17 protein-coding genes are annotated in these 22,633 nt (G+C 63.4%); 8 read left to right on the top strand and 9 right to left on the bottom strand.

The features are described 5' to 3' along the window. The first annotated feature begins 4 nt into the window (after positions 1-4). Positions 5-211, top strand: a complete 207-nt coding sequence (locus U3648_RS08405) for a YgaP family membrane protein (RefSeq protein ID WP_420858785.1) — start codon at positions 5-7, stop codon at positions 209-211. Positions 212-371: 160 nt separating this feature from the next. Here the strand turns inward: U3648_RS08405 and uvrA are convergent, their stop codons facing one another. Beyond that, complete coding sequence (uvrA, locus tag U3648_RS08400) at positions 372-3,230, bottom strand: excinuclease ABC subunit UvrA (protein WP_420858784.1); 2,859 nt, start codon at positions 3,228-3,230, stop codon at positions 372-374. 192 nt (positions 3,231-3,422) lie between these two features. On the opposite strand from uvrA, the gene U3648_RS08395 reads away from it, so the two are divergent. Further along, a complete protein-coding gene (locus tag U3648_RS08395; RefSeq protein WP_420858783.1) occupies positions 3,423-4,211 on the top strand; it encodes a hypothetical protein in 789 nt (262 codons plus the stop codon). A gap of 83 nt (positions 4,212-4,294) precedes the next feature. After that, positions 4,295-4,666 carry a rhodanese-like domain-containing protein gene (locus U3648_RS08390; RefSeq protein ID WP_420858782.1) on the top strand — a complete coding sequence of 124 codons (372 nt, stop codon included), beginning with the start codon at positions 4,295-4,297 and terminating at the stop codon, positions 4,664-4,666. Positions 4,667-4,992: 326 nt separating this feature from the next. On the opposite strand, the gene lpdA is transcribed toward U3648_RS08390, so the two are convergent. The 3 genes from lpdA to U3648_RS08375 form a co-directional block, all read right to left on the bottom strand. After that, entirely contained in the window at positions 4,993-6,390 is a 1,398-nt protein-coding gene (gene lpdA / locus U3648_RS08385) for a dihydrolipoyl dehydrogenase (RefSeq protein WP_420858781.1), read from the bottom strand. Between the two features lie 102 nt (positions 6,391-6,492). Next, entirely contained in the window at positions 6,493-7,548 is a 1,056-nt protein-coding gene (queA, locus tag U3648_RS08380) for a tRNA preQ1(34) S-adenosylmethionine ribosyltransferase-isomerase QueA (RefSeq protein WP_420858780.1), read from the bottom strand. Positions 7,549-7,558: 10 nt separating this feature from the next. Continuing rightward, the gene (locus U3648_RS08375) at positions 7,559-10,864 is read right to left on the bottom strand and encodes a DUF3971 domain-containing protein (protein WP_420858779.1); all 3,306 of its coding nucleotides are present in this window, start codon (positions 10,862-10,864) and stop codon (positions 7,559-7,561) included. Between the two features lie 128 nt (positions 10,865-10,992). On the opposite strand from U3648_RS08375, the gene bcp reads away from it, so the two are divergent. The 4 genes from bcp to U3648_RS08355 all read left to right on the top strand — a co-directional run bounded on the left by bcp (position 10,993) and on the right by U3648_RS08355 (position 14,752). Continuing rightward, entirely contained in the window at positions 10,993-11,454 is a 462-nt protein-coding gene (gene bcp / locus U3648_RS08370; protein ID WP_420858909.1) for a thioredoxin-dependent thiol peroxidase, read from the top strand. Between the two features lie 499 nt (positions 11,455-11,953). Next, positions 11,954-12,787 (top strand): ferritin-like domain-containing protein, encoded by an 834-nt coding sequence (locus tag U3648_RS08365; protein WP_420858778.1) that lies wholly within the window; start codon positions 11,954-11,956, stop codon positions 12,785-12,787. Between the two features lie 161 nt (positions 12,788-12,948). Beyond that, positions 12,949-14,268, top strand: a complete 1,320-nt coding sequence (locus tag U3648_RS08360) for a DUF5930 domain-containing protein (protein ID WP_420858777.1) — start codon at positions 12,949-12,951, stop codon at positions 14,266-14,268. Next, the gene (locus U3648_RS08355; protein ID WP_420858776.1) at positions 14,258-14,752 is read left to right on the top strand and encodes a bactofilin family protein; all 495 of its coding nucleotides are present in this window, start codon (positions 14,258-14,260) and stop codon (positions 14,750-14,752) included. Before U3648_RS08360 ends, U3648_RS08355 begins: the two co-directional genes overlap by 11 nt. 157 nt (positions 14,753-14,909) lie before the next feature. Here the strand turns inward: U3648_RS08355 and U3648_RS08350 are convergent, their stop codons facing one another. The 3 genes from U3648_RS08350 to U3648_RS08340 form a co-directional block, all read right to left on the bottom strand. Then, positions 14,910-15,698, bottom strand: coding sequence for a DUF2189 domain-containing protein (locus U3648_RS08350; RefSeq protein ID WP_420858775.1), 789 nt, complete (start codon positions 15,696-15,698; stop codon positions 14,910-14,912). A gap of 72 nt (positions 15,699-15,770) precedes the next feature. Next, on the bottom strand, positions 15,771-16,895 hold the full coding sequence (prfB, locus tag U3648_RS08345; protein WP_420858774.1) for a peptide chain release factor 2: 1,125 nt from the start codon (positions 16,893-16,895) through the stop codon (positions 15,771-15,773). Positions 16,896-16,961: 66 nt separating this feature from the next. After that, positions 16,962-19,472 carry a penicillin-binding protein 1A gene (locus tag U3648_RS08340; RefSeq protein WP_420858773.1) on the bottom strand — a complete coding sequence of 837 codons (2,511 nt, stop codon included), beginning with the start codon at positions 19,470-19,472 and terminating at the stop codon, positions 16,962-16,964. Between the two features lie 153 nt (positions 19,473-19,625). On the opposite strand from U3648_RS08340, the gene U3648_RS08335 reads away from it, so the two are divergent. After that, positions 19,626-20,240 carry a class I SAM-dependent methyltransferase gene (locus U3648_RS08335; RefSeq protein WP_420858772.1) on the top strand — a complete coding sequence of 205 codons (615 nt, stop codon included), beginning with the start codon at positions 19,626-19,628 and terminating at the stop codon, positions 20,238-20,240. Here the strand turns inward: U3648_RS08335 and U3648_RS08330 are convergent. Next, on the bottom strand, positions 20,227-21,450 hold the full coding sequence (locus U3648_RS08330; RefSeq protein WP_420858771.1) for an N-acetylmuramoyl-L-alanine amidase: 1,224 nt from the start codon (positions 21,448-21,450) through the stop codon (positions 20,227-20,229). The genes U3648_RS08335 and U3648_RS08330 overlap by 14 nt on opposite strands. Further along, positions 21,447-22,589 (bottom strand): pyridoxal phosphate-dependent aminotransferase, encoded by a 1,143-nt coding sequence (locus U3648_RS08325; protein WP_420858770.1) that lies wholly within the window; start codon positions 22,587-22,589, stop codon positions 21,447-21,449. The genes U3648_RS08330 and U3648_RS08325 overlap by 4 nt, the downstream gene beginning before the upstream one ends. Positions 22,590-22,633: the final 44 nt, after the last annotated feature.

The following is a 22,633-nucleotide window of genomic DNA, read 5'->3' as shown; positions in this document are numbered from 1 at the left end:
GCACATGCTCAAGAAGAACGAAGGCAACATCGACCGCATTCTGCGGGTCGTCCTTGGGGCGGCACTGATCGCGGGCTATTTCATGAATTCCGACGGGGCCTACAGCTGGCTCTATCTGCTTGGGATCATTCCGCTGGTGACCGGGCTGATCGGGTCCTGCCCGCTCTACACGGTCCTCGGGATCTCCACCTGCCCGATGAAGAAGGGCTGATAACCTCTTCTTTGGGTTGATAAATATCCTCGGGGGTGAGTTGGCCCCACGGGCCAAGAGGGGGCAGACAGCCCCCTCTTTTCATGTGGCGTATTGGATGGGTCAGCGTGACGCCTCGCCGATTTCGGAAAAGGAATGCGGCGGCAGCCGCGCCTTTGGATTACTCCGCCGCCACCCGCCCCGGCTTCAGCATCGGTCCAAGATAGCGGCCAGTATGGCTTTCAGTGACCTTGGCCACGTCCTCCGGCGTTCCAAGGGCTACGATCCGGCCCCCGCCATCACCGCCTTCCGGGCCGATGTCGATCAGCCAGTCGGCGGTCTTGATCACATCCAGATTGTGCTCAATCACCACCACCGTATTGCCCTGATCCACCAATTCATGCAGCACTTCCAACAGCTTGCGCACGTCTTCGAAGTGCAGCCCCGTGGTCGGCTCGTCCAGAATATAGAGGGTCCGGCCCGTTGACCGCTTCGCCAGTTCCTTGGACAGCTTGACCCGCTGCGCCTCACCCCCTGACAGGGTCGTCGCCTGCTGGCCGACCTTGATATAACCAAGGCCCACCCGCATCAGCGCATCCATCTTCTCGCGGATGCTCGGCACCGCCTTGAAGAACTCCTGCGCCTCTTCAACAGTCATATCAAGAACGTCAGCTATGCTCTTGCCTTTGAAGTGAATTTCCAAAGTTTCGCGATTGTATCTCTTGCCCTTGCAGGTCTCGCATTCGACATAGACGTCGGGCAGGAAATGCATCTCGATCTTGATGACACCGTCGCCTTGACAGGCCTCACAACGCCCGCCCTTGACGTTGAACGAAAACCGACCGGGCTTGTAGCCCCGCGCCTTCGCCTCGGGCAGGCCCGCAAACCAGTCGCGGATCGGCGTGAAGGCCCCGGTATAGGTCGCCGGGTTCGACCGCGGCGTGCGTCCGATGGGCCTCTGGTCGATGTCGATCACCTTGTCCAGATGCTCCAGCCCCTTGATCGTCTCGCAGGGCGCAGGCGTCTGCCGTGCGCCGTTCAGCTTCATGCTGGCGGTCTTGAACAGGGTTTCAATCGTCAGGGTGGATTTGCCCCCGCCCGAGACCCCGGTCACACAGACGAATTTGCCCAGCGGAAACTCTGCGGTCACCTCTTGCAGGTTGTTTCCCGTCGCCTTGACCACAGTGACGGATTTGCCGTTTCCGTCCCGCCGCAGCTTCGGCACCTCGATGGCGCGCCGTCCGGCAAGGTAGTCGCCGGTGACGCTCGCGTCATTCGCGATAATCTCGGCTGGCGTGCCGCAGGCTACTACCTGCCCCCCATGAACCCCGGCCCCCGGGCCGATGTCAAAGACGTAGTCCGCTTCGCGGATCGCTTCTTCGTCATGTTCGACAACGATGACGGTATTGCCCTGATCGCGCAGGTTCTTCAGCGTGGTCAGCAGACGGTCATTGTCGCGCTGGTGCAGACCGATCGAGGGTTCGTCCAGCACATAAAGTACCCCGGTCAACCCCGACCCGATCTGCGACGCCAGCCGGATCCTCTGCGATTCCCCGCCTGACAGCGTGCCCGCATTCCGCGACAGCGTCAGGTAATCAAGGCCGACGTTGTTCAGAAACCCGAGCCGTTCGCGGATTTCCTTCAGGATCGCCTTGGCGATCTCGTTCTTCTGTGCAGTCAGGCTCTCCGGGGCCGCCTCGACCCAGGCCAGCGCCTCCTTGATCGACATCTGCACCACCTGCCCCACGTGCAGGCCGCCGATCTTCACGGCCAGCGCCTCGGGCCGCAGGCGAAAGCCGCCGCAAGAGCCGCAGGGGCGGTTATTCTGGTATTGCTCAAACTCTTCGCGGATCCAGTTGCTATCGGTCTCGCGATAGCGGCGTTCCATGTTGGGGATCACCCCTTCGAACGCGCGGGTCACCTGGTAGACGCGGCCGCCTTCGTCATAGCGGAACGGGATTTCCTCTTTGCCGGACCCGCGCAGGAACACCTCCTGCACATTCTCGGGCAGGTCCTTCCAGCGGGCGTTCTTGTCGAACCCGTAGTGTTTCGCAATCGCCTCGATCGTTTGCAGGAAATAGGGCGATTTCCCTTTGCGCCACGGCGCCAGTGCCCCGTCGGCGATCCGCAGGGTCACGTCCGGCACCACCAGCCGTTCGTCAAAGAACAGTTCGACCCCCAACCCGTCGCAGGACGGGCAGGCCCCGAAAGGCGCGTTGAAGGAAAACAGGCGCGGTTCGATTTCGGGGATGGTGAATCCGCTCACCGGACAGGCGAAATTTTCACTGAAGGTGATCCGCTCCGGTTCGCCCTCGCTTGGGGCGGTTTCCAGAATGGCGATCCCGTCGGCAAGGTCCAGCGCGGTGCGGAAACTGTCGGCCAGCCGGGTTTCCAACCCTGCGCGCACGACGATCCGGTCCACCACCACGTCGATGTCATGGCGGAATTTCTTGTCCAGCGTGGGCGGTTCATCCAATTCGTAGAACTGCCCATCCACCTTGACCCGCTGGAACCCCTGCTTGCGCAGTTCAAGGAATTCCTTGCGGTATTCGCCCTTGCGGTCCCGCACGATGGGGGCGAGCAGGTAGCCGCGCGTGCCTTCCTCCATCCCCATGACCCGGTCGACCATGTCCTGCACCTGCTGCGCCTCGATCGGCAGGCCGGTTGCTGGGCTGTAGGGGGTGCCGACGCGGGCGAACAGAAGCCGCATATAGTCGTAGATTTCCGTGACGGTGCCGACCGTCGACCGGGGGTTCTTCGACGTGGTCTTTTGTTCGATGGAAATCGCGGGGCTGAGCCCGCTGATATGGTCCACATCCGGCTTTTCCATCATGTCAAGGAACTGCCGCGCATAGGCCGACAGGCTTTCGACATAACGGCGCTGCCCCTCGGCATAGATCGTGTCGAAGGCAAGCGATGACTTGCCCGACCCGGACAGCCCGGTGATCACCACAAGCTGGTCGCGCGGGATGTCCACGTCGATGTTCTTGAGGTTATGTTCGCGCGCACCGCGCACCTCGATATGCTTCAGTTCCGGCATCTAATCCCCCGGGGCCACTCAGCGTTAACAGATAGTAGACCGGGCGCGAGTCTCCAACCAAAAAAGCAGAACATTGCGCGAACAATTGGGTGATTGGGACGGATTCGGTCAGGTTCTCCGGACCTGCGGCACGAGGCAGTCGGCGCTAACCTCGGGTCATTCTCTCTCATTTCATCGCGAAAGGATAAATTCATGGCACTCCATTTCGAAGTCACCAACACCGGGCCATTTCCCTATCTTGGCAATGACAATGCGGTTGCGCTGACCGTTGCGTTGGTCAGTGGCGACCCGATGGTCCTTTACCTGAACCAGACATCGTATGAAGACCCGATCACCTATCTGTCTCTTGCCCTTGATCATACCTACAAGGAACATGACAGCCCGGCTGGGTGGGAGGTCATCTCGGGCTTTGCCTATGATCCGATCCGACGCATCGTCGGCTGTTCGAACATGACCTCGAACATGCACCAGGTGATGGCCTTCGACCCCATCACGGAACAGGCGGTCGCCGACCTTGATCTTACCATCGACGATGACATCCCGCCCTATGCCGAAGGGATCGGAACAAATGGTCTGTTCTTCATCCGCGGCGGTGGCAGCAGGGTCGAGCTACGGACCATGACCGGGGTAAAGCTCGGCCAGAAGGACTATCCGGGGCGCAACATCTCGGGCGCATCCGCGGCGGGGATCGGCTGGCTTCTGGCGGACAAGAGCGCGGATGAGATCGTCATCCTCGACCCCTTCGGCAACGAACGGGGGACGGTCCCTGCCCCCGGCGCGCCCGGAGGGTTGGATGCCGTGGCCTTCGACTATGTGGTCAATCACGAATACATGCCGCAGGTCATCCCGCCCTCCGACGGGTCAGCCCCCGGTGACGCGTCAATCCCGTGGAACCCGGCACCGTGGATTCAGCGGCACCGGATCTATGTCGCCAACTCGGTCGATCACACGATCTATGCCGGATACATCTACGAAACCTGAGCGATGTGTATCGGAGGGTCTTTACATTTCATTTTTCTAATGTATATACCTTCCGTAACACAGCCACACCAAGGATGCCCAAAATGTTTCGCATGTTTTCGTCTCAGCCCGCGACGCCGGGCATGACCGCCGCAGAGGCGATCCAGAAATCCGCCGCGGGCGAAATTGTCGTTCTCGACATTCGCGACGGGGGCGAGGTCGCCATGTCCGGCAAGGCCAAGGGGGCGCTGCACGTGCCACTGGCCGCGCTGCGGATGAAGGCGGACCCGTCCAGCCCTGAATGCCTTGCCGAACTCAAAAGCGGCAAGCCCATCGCGGTTTACTGTGCTTCTGGCGCACGGTCGTCGATGGCCGCGCAGGCGCTGGGGCAGATGGGCCACAAGGATGTGCACAACATCGGCGGACTGGCACATTGGGCGCAGGCGGGCGGCGAGATCATTCGGTCAGAACAATAGTCCCGCCAGCTTCTTCAGGTTGGAATCTTAGAAAGGTGCCCCGTCCAGAAAACGGGGCACCCCAGATCCAAACGGCAAAAACAAAGAACACAGCAGCCCAGAACGACAGGCCGCGATGTGTTGCAGGCCGCAAAACCCCAAGCGCGGCGTTTGCCTGAGAAGCGCGAACCACGATTCGCGCCCCTCCCATCGCCGTTGCCCAATGCGGTGCTACATCTAACGTGAATTGATCCCAGATACGGTGATCAATACCCTCAGCCCCGAGCGCAGCACGACAAAGCGCAACGTCTACACCACCATAAAGCCACCCAACCGTGACCCATGGATCAGAAGTGGATCGCGCGACCGTAGGCATCCAGAACCGCCTCGTGCATCATTTCCGACAGGGTCGGGTGCGGGAAGACGGTTTGCATCAGGTCTTCTTCGGTCGTCTCCAACTGGCGGCCCACCACATAGCCCTGGATCAGCTCGGTCACTTCCGCGCCAACCATATGCGCGCCCAGAAGTTCGCCGGTTTTGGCGTCGAACACGGTCTTGATCATGCCCTCGGGTTCGCCAAGAGCGATGGCCTTGCCGTTGCCGATGAATGGGAAACGGCCAACCTTGATCTCGAACCCCTGCTCTTTGGCCTTCGCCTCGGTCAGGCCGACGCTGGCCACCTGCGGGTGGCAATAGGTGCAGCCTGCGATCGAATTCGGCTTGATCGCATGGGGTTTCTGGCCCGCGATCAGTTCGGCCACCATGACACCTTCGTGGCTAGCCTTATGCGCCAACCAGGGCGCGCCGGCGATATCGCCGATGGCGTAAACGCCCTCGACCCCGGTGCGGCAATATTCATCGGTCACCACATGGGTACGGTCGATTTTCACACCGGCTTCTTCAAGGCCCAGACCTTCGACATTGCCGACGATGCCCACGGCGGAAATGACGGTGTCAAACTCCATCTTCTCGATCTTGCCGGCGACCTCGACATGGGCGACGACGCCTTTGCCGGGGGTGCGATCCAGTTGCTTGACCATGGCTTTTTCCATGATCTTCATGCCCTGCTTGACGAATTGCTTCTTGGCGAAGGCGCTGATCTCGGCATCTTCCACGGGCAGGACCCGGTCCATCACCTCGACCACGGTCGTATCGGCGCCAAGGGTGTTGTAGAAGCTGGCGAATTCGATGCCGATTGCGCCGGACCCGATCACCAGCAGCTTCTTCGGCATCCGGGGCGGGGTCAGCGCGTGTTTGTAGGTCCAGACCAGATCGCCATCGGCCTCTAGCCCCGGAAGTTCGCGGGCGCGGGCGCCGGTGGCGACGATGATCGACTTCGCGGTCAGGTCCTCGGTGCCCTTGTCGGTCTTGACCGAAACCTTGCCCTTCCCGGCCAGTTTCGCCTCGCCCATGACCACGGTCACCTTGTTCTTCTTGAACAGATGGCCAATGCCGCCCGACAGCTGCTTAGCCACGCCGCGCGACCGCTGCACGACGGCGTTCAGGTCATAGCCGATCCCATCGGCCTTCAGGCCGAATTCCTTGGCCCGGTGCATCAGGTGGAACACCTCAGACGACCGCAGCATCGCCTTGGTCGGGATACAGCCCCAGTTCAGGCAGATACCGCCAAGGTGTTCCCGCTCGACGCAGGCAACCTTCAGCCCAAGCTGCGCGCCCCGGATCGCGGCCACATAGCCGCCGGGACCAGCGCCGATCACGATAAGGTCGAATTCTTTCGCGGCCATCAGAGCCTCCTCCATCTGAAATTAGTTTGACGTTAAACTATTTTCGCATCCAGCTAAAGGGGGCTGGTGGCATGGCAGGTATTTGCTGAGCGCAAATCGACCCTATTGCCCGCCCGGCAAAAGTAGCGAGGCATCCCCATAGCTGAAGAACCGGTATTTCGCGGCCACGGCATGGTCGTAGATCCGGCGAATCCGGTCCACCCCCATGAAGGCGGACACAAGCATCATCAGGGTCGATTTGGGCAGGTGGAAGTTGGTCATCAACCCGTCCGCCACGTTGAAGGTGAACCCCGGCGTGATGAAAATATCCGTCTCGCCCCGCCACGGGGTCAGCGTGCCGCCCACCGCCGCACTTTCGATCAGGCGCAGCGCCGTGGTGCCCACCGGGATCACCCGGCCGCCCGCCGCCTTGGTCGCGGCAATCTCGGCCACTGCGGCCTCGGTCACCTCGCCCCATTCGGCGTGCATCTTGTGGTCGCGGATGTCATCGACCTTGACCGGCAGAAAGGTCCCTGCCCCCACATGCAGGGTAACATGGGTCACATCCACCCCTCGCGCGGCCAGCGCCGCCATCAGCGGTTCATCGAAATGCAGCGACGCGGTAGGCGCGGCCACCGCTCCGGAGTTCCTTGCCCAGACAGTCTGGTAATCCTGCTTGTCCTGTTCATCGGGCGCCCGCAACGCCGCGATATAGGGCGGCAATGGCATTGCCCCTGCCTCGGCCAGGGCCGCATCGAAATCCTCGCCGGTCAGGTTGAACCGCAGATGCCCCTGCCCCTCGGCCCGGCCTTCTGCGGTTGCGGACAGGTCCGGAGAAAACACGATCACCTCCCCGTCACGGACCTTTTTCAGGGGCTTGAGCAGCGCGCCCCATGTGCCATCGGCGCGGGGCTCAAGCAGTGTCGCCTCGATCCGGGCCTCGGTTTCACCTTCGGGGCCGCTACGCCGCCGGACCCCGGACAGACGGGCTGGGATCACCTTGGTATCGTTCAGCACCAACCGGTCGCCGGGCCGCAGGATATCGGGCAGGTCGAACACATGCCGGTCTTCGATCCCGTCACCAGCGGCCAGCAGCAGCCGGGCCGACGACCGGGGCCGCGCGGGCCGGGTCGCGATCAGGGTCTCGGGCAGGTCAAAGTCAAAATCGCTCAGCTTCACGGCGTTGGTCCTATTGGTTCGCGTCAGGTGGCGGACGGCGGAATATTTCCCGGAACATGCCGGGGGTCAGGGCCGACAACGGATCGACCGACACCCGCAGGTTCCCGACCACCCCATCCAGCCGATAGGTGAACCCGAAAAGCCCCTCTCCCGGCCGGGTCAGTACAGATCCGATTCCGTTCAGAAGATAGATGGGCGAAATGACCCCCTGAAATTCCATCCGCTTCGTGCCCAGCATGTAGATCCCATCCATCGAGATGCCAAGGCCGGGCCCGACAGCAGAACCTTCAGTGACGGTGATCCGGTCAGGGGTAATCCGGAAACTTGCATCAACATTGGTGAACGACAGCCCCTGCCCGTCCAATTGCCCCAAGAGCCCCACAACGCTGATCGCATCCAGAAGCGCGGCCAGCGCCGGGGCATCGCGCACCCGAAGGTCCGTGGCGGCCATTGTTCCGTCATAGGTGCCCTCGGCCCCGGTGGGCAGAAGGACCATTTCAAAGGCCCCGTCCTGCGCATTCTCCAGCAGCCCCGCCGACCGGAACACACCGCCCGCATCGTCGCTGAGAATGCGCACGGCCGACCGGCCCTGATAAGGAACGATTGACCCACGCAGCGGCGTCCCGCCATTCAGACGCGCGGTGAACTGCCCCGAAAACCCGCCGCCGCTGTCGAACTCTCCGGCAAATCCCGTCAGGGCGATGCCATCGGAGATTTGCAACCGGTCCAGTTGGATCGCCATCGGCCCGCCCTGCCCCGCGCTGTCGCCGAACTGCGCGCGCCGCAGATCAAAAGTACCGCCCGATATTTCGACCCCGACCGGCGCGCCGGGCCCACGCCCACGCAGGACAACTGGCCCGTCCAGCCAGCCGCCTGCAATGACCCGGTCAAACCGCGCGACGTCCAGCCCGCCACCGTCACGCAAGGCAACGTCGCCTGTCGCCCGCAGCCCCCCCGCATCAAGGGTCAGCCGGTCAATACTGGGCACCGGTCCCAGCGTGCCTGTCACCTCCAGTACGCCTGGTTCGCTATCGGGTTTGGACCATCCGATTGCCGGCAGTCCAAGACGAAGCCCGACAAGGTCCGACCGCAAGACAAACTCTGGTGCTGCATTCGGGCGCAATTCCAGGTCAAGCATCCCGGTCCCCGAACCGCCAACGCTTCCATCGGGCAATCCAATGTTGAATTCGGACAGAAAAGCAGGGTCGAGTGTTACTGACGCCGACACCCGGCTTAGCCCGCCGTTGTCCGGGTTAAAGGCCCGCGTCCAGTCCCCAACCAACTGGGCCTGCCCAACGCGGAGTGCTCCTCCGATCGACAGCATTGCATCGTCCGCCGTCACGCCTAGCCTGCTTGCAGCCAGCGTCCTGCCGGGAACCAACCTGTCCGTGCGGACGTCGCGCAGATCACCGGACAAGTTGAACGCGACGTCACCCGGCTTGATCCCGGGCCGCAGCGGCAGAGATATAGTCCCGCCCCCGGAAAACCGGCCATCGGCAAGGTCGACCGGCAGTCCGGCCTTTGTCAGGAATTCGAAGGGCGGCAGATCAAGGATCGACAAGGCGGCGGTAATCGTGCTGTCCAGCGTCAGATCCACCTCGGACTGTGCGCCGGGCCGGGTGATGTCCGCGATGGAAAAGACCGATCCGGCAAGGTCGATTGTCCCGCCTTGCGGGGCCATGACGTACCCCTCTTCCACCGAGGCGACAAATCGGCTGCCATCGATCGTCAGAAATCCAGCGCCCGCTTCCAGAACTGGCAGGGTTTTCATGTAGCGCAAAGTTGTATCCGCGAAATTCGCGCTTCCTGCCATGCGGGCGGCCTCGTTCGGGGTGAACCGGAACCCAAGCGACAGATCGCTTATCGTGGCCGCGATCAGGTTTTCGGCAAACCATGTGCGGGCCCGCGGTTTGACCACCTCCGGCCAGAACGACATGACCGCCTCGGGCCGCAGCACATCCGCCCGCAGGTCGGCGGCCACGTGCCAGCCTTCGTCAGTTGCCCGAACGCGCCCGGCGCCGACGATTTCCTGCCCTTCCGCCGCGATCAGGAACTGCCCGACCTCGATTAGGAACGGATCCAGCCGAAGCCGGAAGTCCAGCGCCGCGCGGTCGATCTGCCGGGCCTCGGGGTAGACCCCGTCGGGGTTGAGCCAGACATCCCCAAGGTCGAACTGTGCGATCAGCGCACCGGGCAGCCCATCCTGCAAGTCCCGGAGATAGCTGACACCTTCGGCCGCGAACCCTCCCCAGTCGGACTGCACTTCCAGCCGGTCGAACCGAACCTCGGCCTCCGCTGGATCGAAGGTCAGATAGGCCTTTGCCGTCTCAAACGGGATTGGCCGGGTCGCGGCTGTGGGTTGCACCGCACCGGGGCCAATTTCCAGCGTGGCGCTGACCGGGCCAAGCGCGCCCGCGCTGTCAAGTTCCGCCCTCAGGTTGCCCGTCAATGGCGCGTCCAGCGCCCCAAGCCACCCCAACGCAGGCACCTGGCTGCCCAGATCCGCCGCCGCGCCATCGGTGATCGACAGGCCCATCCGGGCGGCACGGCTGCCCCGCGGGCTGGCATAGCTGATGGTGATGCCCGTCGCGAACGACCGCCCCGACAAGAGCGACAGGTCCGCCCGCAGGGCGTTTTCCCCGCCCCGAAGGTCAAGGTCGATCTGCCCCCCGTCCAGCGTCCAGCTGCGCCCCGCCCGCGCATCGGCAAAGTTCACGATGACACCATCGGCCGTGACCTGTTCCAGCGCCTCCAGTGTCGGACCTTCCAGGGCACGGTCCACCTCGTCCATCAGGGCAAGAAGGCCGGGTGCTTCACGCAATGGGCCAGCGCCGGGACCAAAGGACAGGGCCACAGACCCGTCAGCGGCGCGGCGCAGCGAGATCTCGGCGCCGCTGACCCGCACTTCCTGAACCAGAACTTCCTGCCGCAGGATCAGGCCGCGCGGCGACACAAGGGTTTCGATCCGGGGCACCCGCGCCAGCGGCGCGCCCTCCGCATCCCGCAGGCTGACCTGCTCCAGGACCACGGTCGGATGCAGATCGCGCCCGACAGTCACGGTCATCCGGTCGAAGTCCACGCTGCCGCCGCCCAGAACCGCGCTGGCCTCGGCCTCGATTCGCGACACGACCCAGCTGGGCGCGTCCACCTCGCGCCCGATGATCAGGAAAAGGGCGACAATCGCGAACAGAACCGGCGCCAGAATTGCGACCAGGATGCCCGCGCGAATGTAGAACCATGGCCCGTGATGGGGCGGACGGGGGGCGGGCCGGACCGGCCCCTCCGTCGTCTTCTCCACCTCTGGGTCTTCGCTCATCGACATTGCGCTCCGACGGCGCGCGTTGCGCCCTTTATCTTTTCTTTCTCCGCTCTAAAACAAAACGGGACCGAAAACAGCCCCGCCCGACTACGGGTCGGGCAAATGCGAAGGAACCTGCCATGACGATGCCCGCCGTTGGCGCTGCCGCCCCCGATTTCACCCTGCCCCGCGACGGTGGCGGCACCGTCGCGCTATCGGACCTCAAGGGCAAACCGGTTGTGCTGTATTTCTACCCCAAGGACGACACCCCCGGCTGCACGAAAGAGGCGATTGCCTTCACCGATCACGCCTCCGCGTTCGAGGCCGCAGGCGCGGTGGTGATCGGGGTCTCCAAGGACAGCGTCAAGAAACACGACAAGTTCCGCGACAAACACGGGCTGTCGGTGATCCTTGCCTCGGACGAGGACAGCGACACCTGCGAACGCTATGGCACATGGGTCGAAAAGAACATGTACGGCAAGACCTATATGGGCATCCAGCGGGCCACCTTTTTGATCGGCGCGGATGGGCAAATCGTCCGGGTCTGGCCCAAGGTCAAAGTCCCCGGCCACGCCGAGGAGGTGCTGGAGGCGGTGCAAGCGCTATAGCGAGCACCGCTCCACACACCGAGCCCGATCCGACATGCGCACAGCAGGTCTGGGCGAAACAGTCAGATGGCTGCATTGAGCCCAAGTCCGTCGTTTGGCTGGTGGCCCATCGGCAGACCGCGGGATGGCGATCAACGGCTTTGCTGTGCGCTTTATCTTGGCCACATCCGCGCTCCATAGGGGCGATGCACACAGTCCCGCCAAATCGCCAGCCCCGTGGGCGGTCTGGCGATGGGCCGGCACCTGCGGTGCTATTCGGCCCGGGCCTGGGAATGACCGTTAGGTCCCGCAAACCTGCCATCCGCAGTCGATCTGCAGTTGAGGCCGAACCCGATGAAGGGGTTGTGACCTTTATCGGATACTGGCCCTTTCGCCGTCTTGCAGGGTGGGTTGAAACCCACCTTACGGGGCCACGGTTCTGCTGGCCTATGTCGGAACGAGGCAATGCCCATAAGGTGGGCCTTGACCCGCCGCCCCCCGACTGGGCAGAAGGCGGGTCATGACCCAGACCCTTGCCCAGATGGCCGAAGAGGTGCTGCGCACCGCCGATGGCCGCGAAAAGACCGCCCTGTCGCGCCGCCATGCCGACCGCTGGTTTGCGGCGCGCGATGCGGGCACCCCGATTCCGGTGGGCACGGCGACCCCGCCCGACCAACCGGCCCGTCCCGACCGGCCAGAATTGCTGCCGCCCCGCGATGTGCCCAGACGCCGCCCCGGCAGCCCGCAGGGCCGGATCGCCCTGTTGCACGCCGTCGCCCATATCGAACTGAACGCGGTGGACCTGCATTGGGACATCATCGCGCGGTTTTCGCAGACGCCCCTGCCGATTGGGTTCTATGATGATTGGGTCAAGGCTGCGGACGAGGAATCCAAACATTTCAACCTGATCTGCGATTGTCTTGACCGGTTGGACAGCCACTATGGCGCCTTGCCCGCCCATGCGGGTATGTGGCGTGCGGCCGAGGACACGGCAACCGACCTCATGGGCCGTCTGGCCGTCGTCCCCATGGTGCTCGAGGCCCGGGGCCTTGATGTCACCCCCGGCATGATCGACATATTCCGCAAGGCGGGTGACGCGGCGGCGGTCGAGGCGCTTGAAATCATCTATGCCGAAGAGGTGCACCACGTCGCCTATGGGTCGAAGTGGTTCCACTTCCTGTGCGGCCGTCACGACCTTGACCCCAAGGTGGCGTTCCATGATCTGGTCCGCACCTATTTCCACTCGACGCTCAAGCCACCGTTCAACGAAGAAAAGCGGGCCGAGGCCGGGCTGCCGCCTGATTTCTACTGGCCACTGTCCGAGGAAACACCGCCGCGGACGGAAAACCCATAAGAGGTTCGGCATAAATTCGCCCAAGCCCCGGTGCGACACCGCGTATCTGTGCAAATTTGCTCAAAATTCTTGCAGGGCGGCATGGTGGAGGCTAACACCCTTCCGGACGGGCCCGGCGGGATGGTCGGCGCGTCGCTACGGGGATGGACGGGACCAGACAGTTGAAGTCACGACTGATCAAGAAAATTCATGACGCGCTGGAACGCCGGTTCCCTGAAAAGCGCCTGTTCTTGCGGTCTGACTCCGAAACCCGGTTCATTCGGCTGAAGCCTGAAACCCAGCTTGTGATCTGGACCGGGGGCACCCTGCTGGTCGCCTGGACCATCATCGCCACAGCGATCCTTTTGATGGATTCGATTGGCGCGGGGAATTTCCGGGCGCAGGCGCAACGCGATCAGATGGTGTATGAGGACCGGCTGAACGCGCTGAGCGAGGAACGCGACATGCGCGCCGAAGAAGCGGCCGCCGCACAGGCCCGGTTCAGTTCGGCCCTTGAACAGATTTCGGCGATGCAGTCGGAACTTCTGGCCTCGGAAGACCGGCGGCGCGAGTTGGAGACCGGGATCGAGGTGATTCAGGCGACCCTGCGGCGCACGATGCAGGACCGGCAGGCGCTTGAATCCGAGCTGGAAGAAATCACGCTGGCAATCGAAAGCGGCGAAGGTGCGGTGCCCGGCGTCGTGGGCGACAGCGAACTGACCTCGACCGTCGATATCCTTGCCGACGCGCTGTCCAAAACCGCCGCCGAACGCGACCAGATCGAAGCCGACGCGCAGGAAGCCCTGCAAACCGCCGCCGACATGCAGCTTGAATTGCGCCTGCTTCAGGACCGCAACGACGAGATTTTCCGGCAGCTGGAAGAGGCGATGCTGGTCTCGGTCGAACCGCTGGACAACATGTTCCGTGCCGCCGGGATGGACCCGGAGCGGCTGATCGACCAGGTCCGTCGCGGCTATTCGGGTCAGGGTGGCCCGTTGATGCCGATCCAGTTCTCGACCCGGGGCGAAGAACCGGATGCCGATACGCTGCGCGCCAATCAGATCCTTGGGGCGATGGACCGGATCAACCTCTACCGGATTGCCGCCGAACAGCTTCCTTTCGATATCCCGGTGCGGTCCAACTATCGCTTTACCTCTGGCTTCGGCCAGCGTTGGGGCCGCCTGCATGCAGGCACCGATATGGCCGGTCCGGTGGGCACACCCGTCTATGCCACAGCCGATGGCGTGGTGGTCCATGCGGGGTGGTCGTCGGGCTATGGCCGCCTGATCAAGATCCGCCACGAATTCGGCATCGAAACCCGCTATGCGCATCTTAACGCCATTCGGGTCGAGGAAGGCCAAAGGGTCTCGCGCGGGGACCGGATCGGTGATATGGGGAATTCCGGACGTTCGACCGGGCCTCATCTACATTACGAAGTTCGCGTCGATGGTGAACCTGTCAATCCCATGATCTATATAAGAGCTGGACGAGATGTTTTCTAAGAGCAAAATCAACGAGCCGGGGCCGAAGGCATCCGAAACCGAAACCCCTGCCGCTCCGGTGACGTCTTCCGCGACGATCCCGCCGGCAGACTTCAAATCCTCTGCGCCGAAGTCGAAGCCGGCGCCGTCGATCTTGTCGTCGGACCTGACGATCAAGGGCAACCTGAAGACCACCGGCGACATCCAGATCGAAGGTCAGGTCGAAGGCGACATTCGCGCCCACCTGCTGACCGTCGGTGAAACCGCCACCGTCAAGGGCGAGGTGATGGCCGATGACGTCGTCGTCAACGGCCGCATCGTGGGCCGCGTGCGTGGGCTGAAGGTGCGCCTGACCTCGACCGCGCGGGTCGAAGGCGACATCATCCACAAGACCATCGCGATCGAAAGCGGCGCACATTTCGAAGGTTCCGTGCAGCGGCAGGACAACCCACTGGACGTGAACGGCGGCAAGTCCAAAGCAGCGGCGGCCGACAAGGCCGACTGATCCGATCAGGATCGCGAAATGTTTCGGGCGCCCATCGGGCGCCCGTTTTCGTTTTCAAAGCGTCTGACGAAATACCCAAAGCATCACGCATCACCCAACGCGTTGAAATCTTGGATTTCAGGCAGCGTTAGGTGATGCAGGTTTTTCGCATGACGCTTTATTCCGGGTGTTCCAGCGCCCGACGATACAGGTGCCATGTGGCATGTCCCAGGATCGGCAGAACGATCATCAACCCCAGAAACCACGGCACCAGCGCGACCAGAGACAAAACCGCGATGATGACCGCCCAGACCAGCATGACCGGCAGGTTTTCGGATACTACCCGGATCGAAAGCAGCATGGCCGAGATGAAATCGACCTCTTTTTCCAAGAGCAGCGGCAGGCTGGTCAGAGTCATGGCGAACAGAAGGAAGGCCAGCACCGCGCCGACCCCGAGTTCAACCGCGATCATGGTCAGCCCGTTCGGCGTCAGGAACACCTCATAGCTTGACGAGATATTGGTCATCGTAGACAGCCCCATGAAGACCGCGAACAGCATGTGGGCAAGGAACGTCCAGAACAGGAAGTAGATCACGATGATCGCCCCCATCCAGGGGATTTGCCGCGTGCGTTCCTGCCAGACCACGCCCAGAACTGCCGACCAACTCAGCGGCAACCCCGCCTCTAGTCTGCGCGACACCTCGTAAAGACCCACGGCGGCAAAGGGCGCGGCCAGTGGGAAGCCGAGCGAGGTGGCCAGAACCCACGTCACGTGGCCAGCCGACAGCCACAGCATCCCGAACCCACCCAGAACATAGACGGCCGAAAAGAACAGCCCGAACTGCGGTGCGGTTCGGAAATCGCGCCATCCGGCCTTCAGGCAGTCAAGGATATCCTTCAGCCAGACCTTGCGGGTCGCAGGCAAGGGGCTTGGCGGTGGTGCGCCTTCGGTCAGGGTGTCGGTCATGTATTCCTCCGTTGGAATATATGACCACCTGTCAGGGGGTGTCTGTCAAGACTGACGGGCCATTGAGCCGGATCAATCCTCGGCCGTGGCCTCGGCCCGGCTTTTGCCCGACACACCATGCGCCAGCGTGGCGGCCATGAACGGGTCCAGCGCCCCATCCAGCACGCCTTGGGTGTCGCTGGTTTCATGCCCGGTGCGCAGGTCTTTGACCATCTGATAGGGCTGCAACACATAGGACCGGATCTGGTTGCCCCAACCGGCCGACCCCTTGGCTTCGTGCGCGGCGTTGATATCCGCGGTCCGCCGATCCAGTTCCATCTGGTACAGGCGCGATTTCAGGGCCTTCATCGCGATGTCGCGGTTCTGGTGCTGCGACTTTTCTGAACTGGTCACGACGATCCCGGTGGGTAGGTGGGTGATCCGCACCGCGGAATCGGTGGTGTTGACGTGCTGCCCGCCCGCGCCTGACGACCGGTAGGTGTCGATGCGGATGTCGGACGGGTTCACTTCGATCTCGATATTGTCGTCCACGACCGGATAGACCCAGACCGACGCGAAAGAGGTTTCGCGCGTGCCCTTGCCGAACGGCGAAATGCGCACCAGACGGTGCACGCCGCTTTCGGATTTCAGCCAGCCATAAGCATTGGGCCCCGAAATCTTGTAGGCGCAGGATTTGATCCCGGCCTCGGCGCCCGCTTCTTCGGACTGAAGTTCCACCTTGTAGCCGCGCTTTTCGGCCCAACGAACATACATCCGCTGCAACATCTGCGCCCAGTCGCAGGCCTCGGTCCCACCTGCGCCAGCGTTGATTTCAAGGAAGGTGTCGTTGCCGTCCGCCTCGCCGTCCAGAAGCGCCTCCAGCTCCTTTTCGGCGGCCTTGGCCTGAAGCGCTTTCAGCGCGGCCTCGGCTTCTGACACAACCTCTGCATCGTCTTCCATCTCGCCCAGTTCGATCAGGTCGATATTGTCCTGAAGCTCTTGCTTGATGGATTTGTAGCCGGTGATGGAATCGACCAGCATCTGCCGGTCCCGCATCAGCTTTTGCGCGGCGTCCGGATCGTTCCACAGGTTCGGGTCCTCGACGCGGGCGTTGAATTCTTCCAGCCGGTATTCTGCCGTTTCCCAATCCATCCGCTGGGCCAGCAGGTTAAGCGACTTTTCAATGGCCGTGACGATATTCTGGGTTTCAGCGCGCATGGGTCTTCCGGGTGTTGGTTCGAAGGGGGTGATAGCCCGCCCCGCCCGGACGGGCAAGCGGCGGCGTCAGTAAAGCCCGCCCGACGACAGCGTGCCAAAGCTGGCCTTCGGCCCCACGGTCGCGGTGCCGCCGTCCGAAGTGGTGACCTGACGGCCAGCCTGCGGCACCTCGTCGAACAGCGGCAGGTCGGCGGCCATGGCAAAGCCCCCGTCGAACATGATGCCGAACACCGGTTCCTCGCCCGCGCGGAAACATTCGCTGACGACATTCGGGCCACCAGCATCGTTGGGCAGGCGCGCGCCGGTGTAGCGGTCGATCTTGATGAACTGGCAATCCTCGGGAACGTTGAACGGGCCACCGCCGAACCGGGCCACCGCCTCGGTCATGAAGTCCTGGAATACCGGGCCGCACATGCCGCCGCCCGAGGCACCGGGCATCCGCCGGGGCGTGTCATAGCCGATGTAGCAGCCCGCCACGATGTTCGACGTGAAACCGACGAACCAGACGTCCTTGGAATCGTTGGTGGTCCCGGTCTTGCCCGCCGTCGGCACCGGCAGGTTTACCGACCCGCTTGCCGTGCCGCGCTGCACCACCCCCTGCATCATCGAGGTCAGCTGATAGGCGGTCACCGCGTTCATGATCCTGTCGCGGTTCGACACGACCGCCGGGGCCTGACCTTCGGGCAGGTTCAACAGGGAACAGTCCGGGCAGTCGCGCTGGTCATGCCGATAGACCGTGTTGCCCAGACGGTCTTGCACCCGGTCAACCAGTGTCGGCTCGACCCGCTCGCCGCCGTTGGCAAACATCGCATAGGCCGCGACCATCTTGAACAAGGTGGTCTCCTCGGACCCGAGAGAGGCCGAGAGGAACGCATTCATGTTGTCGTAGACGCCGAACCGTTCGGCATATTCCGCAACGACATCCATCCCCACCTCTTGCGCCAGACGCACGGTCATCAGGTTTCGCGACTGTTCGATCCCGGTCCGCAGCGGGGTCGGCCCATAGAACTGGTTCGATGCGTTGGTCGGCCGCCAGATGCCCGCGCCGGTCTGAATTTCGATCGGGGCATCTACCACGATCGTCGCGGGGGAATAGCCGCTGTCCAGCGCGGCGGCATAGACGAAGGGCTTGAAGCTGGACCCGGGCTGCCGCTGCGCCTGCGTGGCGCGGTTGAACACCGAATGCTGATAGGAGAAGCCCCCCTGCATCGCCAGAACCCGGCCCGTGTTCACGTCCATCGCCATGAACCCGCCCTGCACCTCGGGCACCTGCCGCAGGGTCCAGTGGTCGAAGGCCCCGCCCGATGTTGCCTCGCTCACGTGGATCACGTCGCCGACGCTGAAATTGTCGAACAGATTTCCCGAGAACCAGCCGGTATCAGAACGGGGCACGGTGTTTCCGCGCGGATCGTCCAGCGCGATATCCTCGATCCCGATGACAAGCTGTTGGTCCTGCACCTCCAGCACCACCGCCGGATGCCACTGGCCGTCCAGCGTCACGTCACGGGGCACTTGCGTGGAGGCAAGCGCGGCGCGCCAGCCTTCTTCGGTCGCAAGGGCCTCGGCCTCGATCGACTTGCCGGTGCCGGTCCAGCGCCCCTGCCCCCGGTCGAACCGTTCCAGCGCCCGTTGCAGCGCGTGGGCGGCTGTCACCTGAAGATCGGGGTCAATGGTGGCACGGATCGACAGGCCACCGGTAAAGAACTCTTCTTCGCCGAAGTTGCGGCTTAGCTGGCGGCGGATTTCGTCGGTGAAATAGTCGCGCGGCGGCAGGGCCGACCGGAAACTTTCGATATCGCCCGACTGCACGGTCAGAAGCGGCAGGGCCTGCTGTTCGGCAGCGACCGCCTCGGTGATATAGCCATCTTCCGCCAGACGCCGCAGAACGTAATTCCGGCGCGACACCGCATCGTCATACTGGCGCACGGGGTGCAGGTTGCCGGGCCGCTGCGCAAGGGCGGCAAGATAGGCCGCCTCTGCCGGGATCAGCTCTGACAGCGGTTTGTTGAAATAGGTCTGCGCGGCGGCGGCGACCCCATAGGAATTCTGGCCGAGGAAGATTTCGTTGAGGTAAAGTTCAAGGATCTGATCCTTGTCCATCGCCCGTTCGATCCGCACTGCAAGAATCAATTCCTTGATCTTGCGTTCCACGGTCCGGTCCGCCGACAGAAGGAAGTTCTTCATCACCTGCTGGGTAATCGTAGACGCGCCGCGCAGGTCTTCGCCCCGGCTTTGCACCGCTTCGACAAAGGCCGCCGCGATGCCGCGAATGTCATAGCCCGGGTGGCTGTAGAAATTCTGATCTTCCGCCGAGACGAAGGCGAATTTCACGATATCGGGAATCTCTTCCGCCGGGGTGAACAGGCGGCGTTCGACGGCGAATTCGTCGATAATCTGGCCCTCGCCGGAATAAATCCGGCTGATGGTCTTGGGGGTGTATTGCGACAGCACTTCGTGGCTGGGCAAGTCCCGGCCATACATATAGAAAATGGCGCCCAGCGTCAGGGCGGCCATGCCAAGGCCAAGGGTTGCCATCGAAAAGATGGCCCCGAAGAAGGACAGGATGAAACGCAGCACCGATATCGCCTTGCTCTGATCTGGTCCGCTTATATGGGGACCGGCGGGCAAGGTCAAAAGGCGATGGGCCCGGATCGGCTGGTTTGCGCCAGTTTTCGCACGGCCCCGTCACACCCCATTGCACCCATCCCCGGCGCCGGTGCAGATGCCCGCATGAGCACCCCCGACCTGATCCTACCGACCTACGAATCTCACGGCCCCGATTGGGCGAAAAGCCGGGATCGCAGTCTTGTGGAAAAGCGCTGGCTGGATCGGATGATTGCCCATACGCCGCTGCATTCCTCGCGGCGGCGGGTGCTGGACCTGGGCTGCGGGTCGGGCCGACCGATCGCGCAATACCTGTCGGAACGCGGGTTGACCGTCACCGGGGTCGATGGGGCCGCGGCCATGATTGCGCTGTTCCGTCAGGCGCTGCCGCGGGCGCGGGCGATTCATGCGGATATGCGCGGGCTTGCCCTTGGCGAACCTTTCGATGCGATCCTTGCATGGGACAGCTTTTTCCACCTGTCCGCGCGGGACCAGCGGGCGATGTTTTCCACCTTTGCCAGCCACGCCGCCCCCCGGGCCGCGTTGATGTTCACCTCTGGCCCCGATGCGGGCGAAGAGATTGGCAGCATCGCGGGCGAACCGGTCTATCACGCCTCGCTGTCGCCCGATGACTACCGGACGCTTTTGGCAAAGGCCGGGTTTGAAGTGATTGATTTCAAACCTGAAGACCCCGATTGCGGCGGCCGCAGCGTCTGGCTGGCGCGCTTTATTGACGAATAAGGGCCGCGCGCGCCTGTTCTTCTGCCGCCCAGCTTTGCAGGGCCGCCACAATCCCCGACACGATCCTGGCCCGGCCTTCGGGCAGGGTCAGCGCCGCGCGGTCATCAACGTTCGACAGGAACCCCGCCTCGATCAGGACCGATGGGAAATCCGCCGCCGTCAGCACCGCCAGCATTGCCTCGCGCCGGGGACGGCTGTTCAGCGTCGCGCCGGATTGGCGCAGGCCGGACACCAGCGCCGTGGCCAGCCTGTCGGTCCGCGGCGCGGTTTCCAACCGGGCAAGGTCCATCAGCACCGTGGCAACCGTGTCATCCTGCCCTGACAGGTCCAGACCGGCCAGAAGATCGCCCCGGTCATGCCGCTCCGCCATCCGGGCCGAGGCACGGTCCAGCGCCTCTTCGGTCAGGGTATAGACAGAGGCCCCCTGCGCCGCATCGGTTTCCAGCGCATCCGCATGCAGCGAGATCAGAACATCCGCCCGCGCCTGACGGGCCACGGTCATCCGCGCTTCAAGCGGGACAAAGCTGTCATCCGTCCGGGTCAGGATCGCCCGCATCGTGCCAGACCGGTTGATCGCCTCGGCCAAATCCAGACCAAGGCGCAGCATCAGGTCCGCCTCTTGCAGACCGTCGCGTTCGGCGCCTGGGTCAATGCCGCCATGGCCGGGGTCCACCACCACGGTCAGAATGCCGGGTTCGGCGGGGTCTGGGGCTGGAAGGGTCGGGTCCGCAAGGGTCAGCGCCGCCCACTCCGGCCCTTCGGGCGGGGCACCGCTGGCCGCTGCGAATTCTGCGTCGTTGACCCGCTGCAGGGCCACGGTCAGATGGGCGGTTCCGTCCACCTCGGACACGCGCATCCCGGCGGTGTCGATGGCATAGGGGCCGGTCAGGTCCAGCACCAGCCGCGACCAGCCGGGGCGCAGGGTGCCAAACCTCAGATCACTGGCCCCTGCCCTGCCCTGAAGCAAGGTCTCTGCCGATGCCCCCCGCCAATCGACCTCGCGGAAATCAAGGACCAGCCGGGCCGGATCGGTCAGGGTAAAGGCCCGCCACGGAACCGGCTGCGACAGGAACAGGTCCACCTCGGGGCCAGACCGGGTGTCGCGCACCGCGCTTTGACCCACGTCCAGACGCGCCAGCGCCGTCAGGTCCTGCGCCTGACCGACGCCGGGCAACGCCAGTGCAAGCATCAGGGCCAGTGCGCGGATCATGTCCGCCCTTTCATGAAGGCCTGCAACCGGTCCAGACCTTCGACGATATCCGCCGTGGCCCGCGCATAGGAGAACCGCAGCCAGCGGTGGCCCCGGTGCGGATCGAAATCCAGCCCTGGCGTGACCGCGACCCCGGCCTCGTCAAGGATCTCCGTGGCAAACCCCAACGCGTCGTCGGTATAGTCGGACACATCCGCATAGACATAGAACGCCCCATCCGGCGGCGCGATCCGGGTGAACCCGGCATTCGGCAATCCGTCCAGCATCAACCGGCGGTTTTCGCGGTAGACGGCGGCATTGGCCTCCAGCTCTGCCGTGCAATCCATCGCGTGCAGCGCCAACCGCTGCGCCGCGTGCGAGGGGCAGATAAACAGGTTTTGCGCCAGCCGTTCGATGGTGCGGACATGCGCCTCGGGGACCACCATCCAGCCGACCCGCCAACCGGTCATCGAGAAGTACTTGGAAAAGGAGTTGATGACATAAACGTCGTCGGTGACTTCCAGCGCGGTCACCGGGCTGGCCTCTCCGACGCCGTGATAGATCTCGTCCGAGATGAAGGCGGTCCCATGCGCCGAACAGGCCGCCGCCAGCGCGGCAAGGTCATCGCGGCCCAGCATGGTGCCCGTGGGATTGGCCGGCGAGGCGACGATCAGCCCATCCAGATCATGGGTTGCCACATCCGCCGGGACCGGCTGAAACCGCGTGTCCATATGGGTCGGGATGCCGACGGGCAGCATATCCATGGATTTCAGGATCTGCCGGTAGGAGGGGTAGCAGGGTTCGCCCAGACCCACCCGCGCGCCGGTGTCGAACAGCGCGGTGAAGGCAAGGATGAACGCGCCCGAGGCCCCGGCGGTGATGACCACCCGCTCCGGGTTCAGGTCCACACCATACCAGTCGCGATAATGGCGGGCGATGCGGGCGCGCAGCTCTGGCAGGCCAAGGGCCACGGTATATCCCAGCGGCCCGTGGGCCATGTCGGCGGAAAGCCGCTGTAACGCTTCGGACGGGGCGCCGGTGCCCGGCTGGCCCACTTCCATATGGATAATATGGCGTCCTGCGGCCTCGGCCTGCCGCGCCTGTTCCATCACATCCATGACGATGAAGGGATCGACCTCGCCGCGCCTTGAGTTCCGCACCTGACCGCCTCATTCTGGTTTCTTGTAACTTACCCCTGTCTTGC

Origin of the sequence: Marivivens marinus, from assembly GCF_035969385.1 — a bacterium.
Taxonomy (GTDB): Bacteria; Pseudomonadota; Alphaproteobacteria; order Rhodobacterales; family Rhodobacteraceae; genus SELP01.
This window is presented reverse-complemented; position numbering and strand designations above follow the sequence as displayed.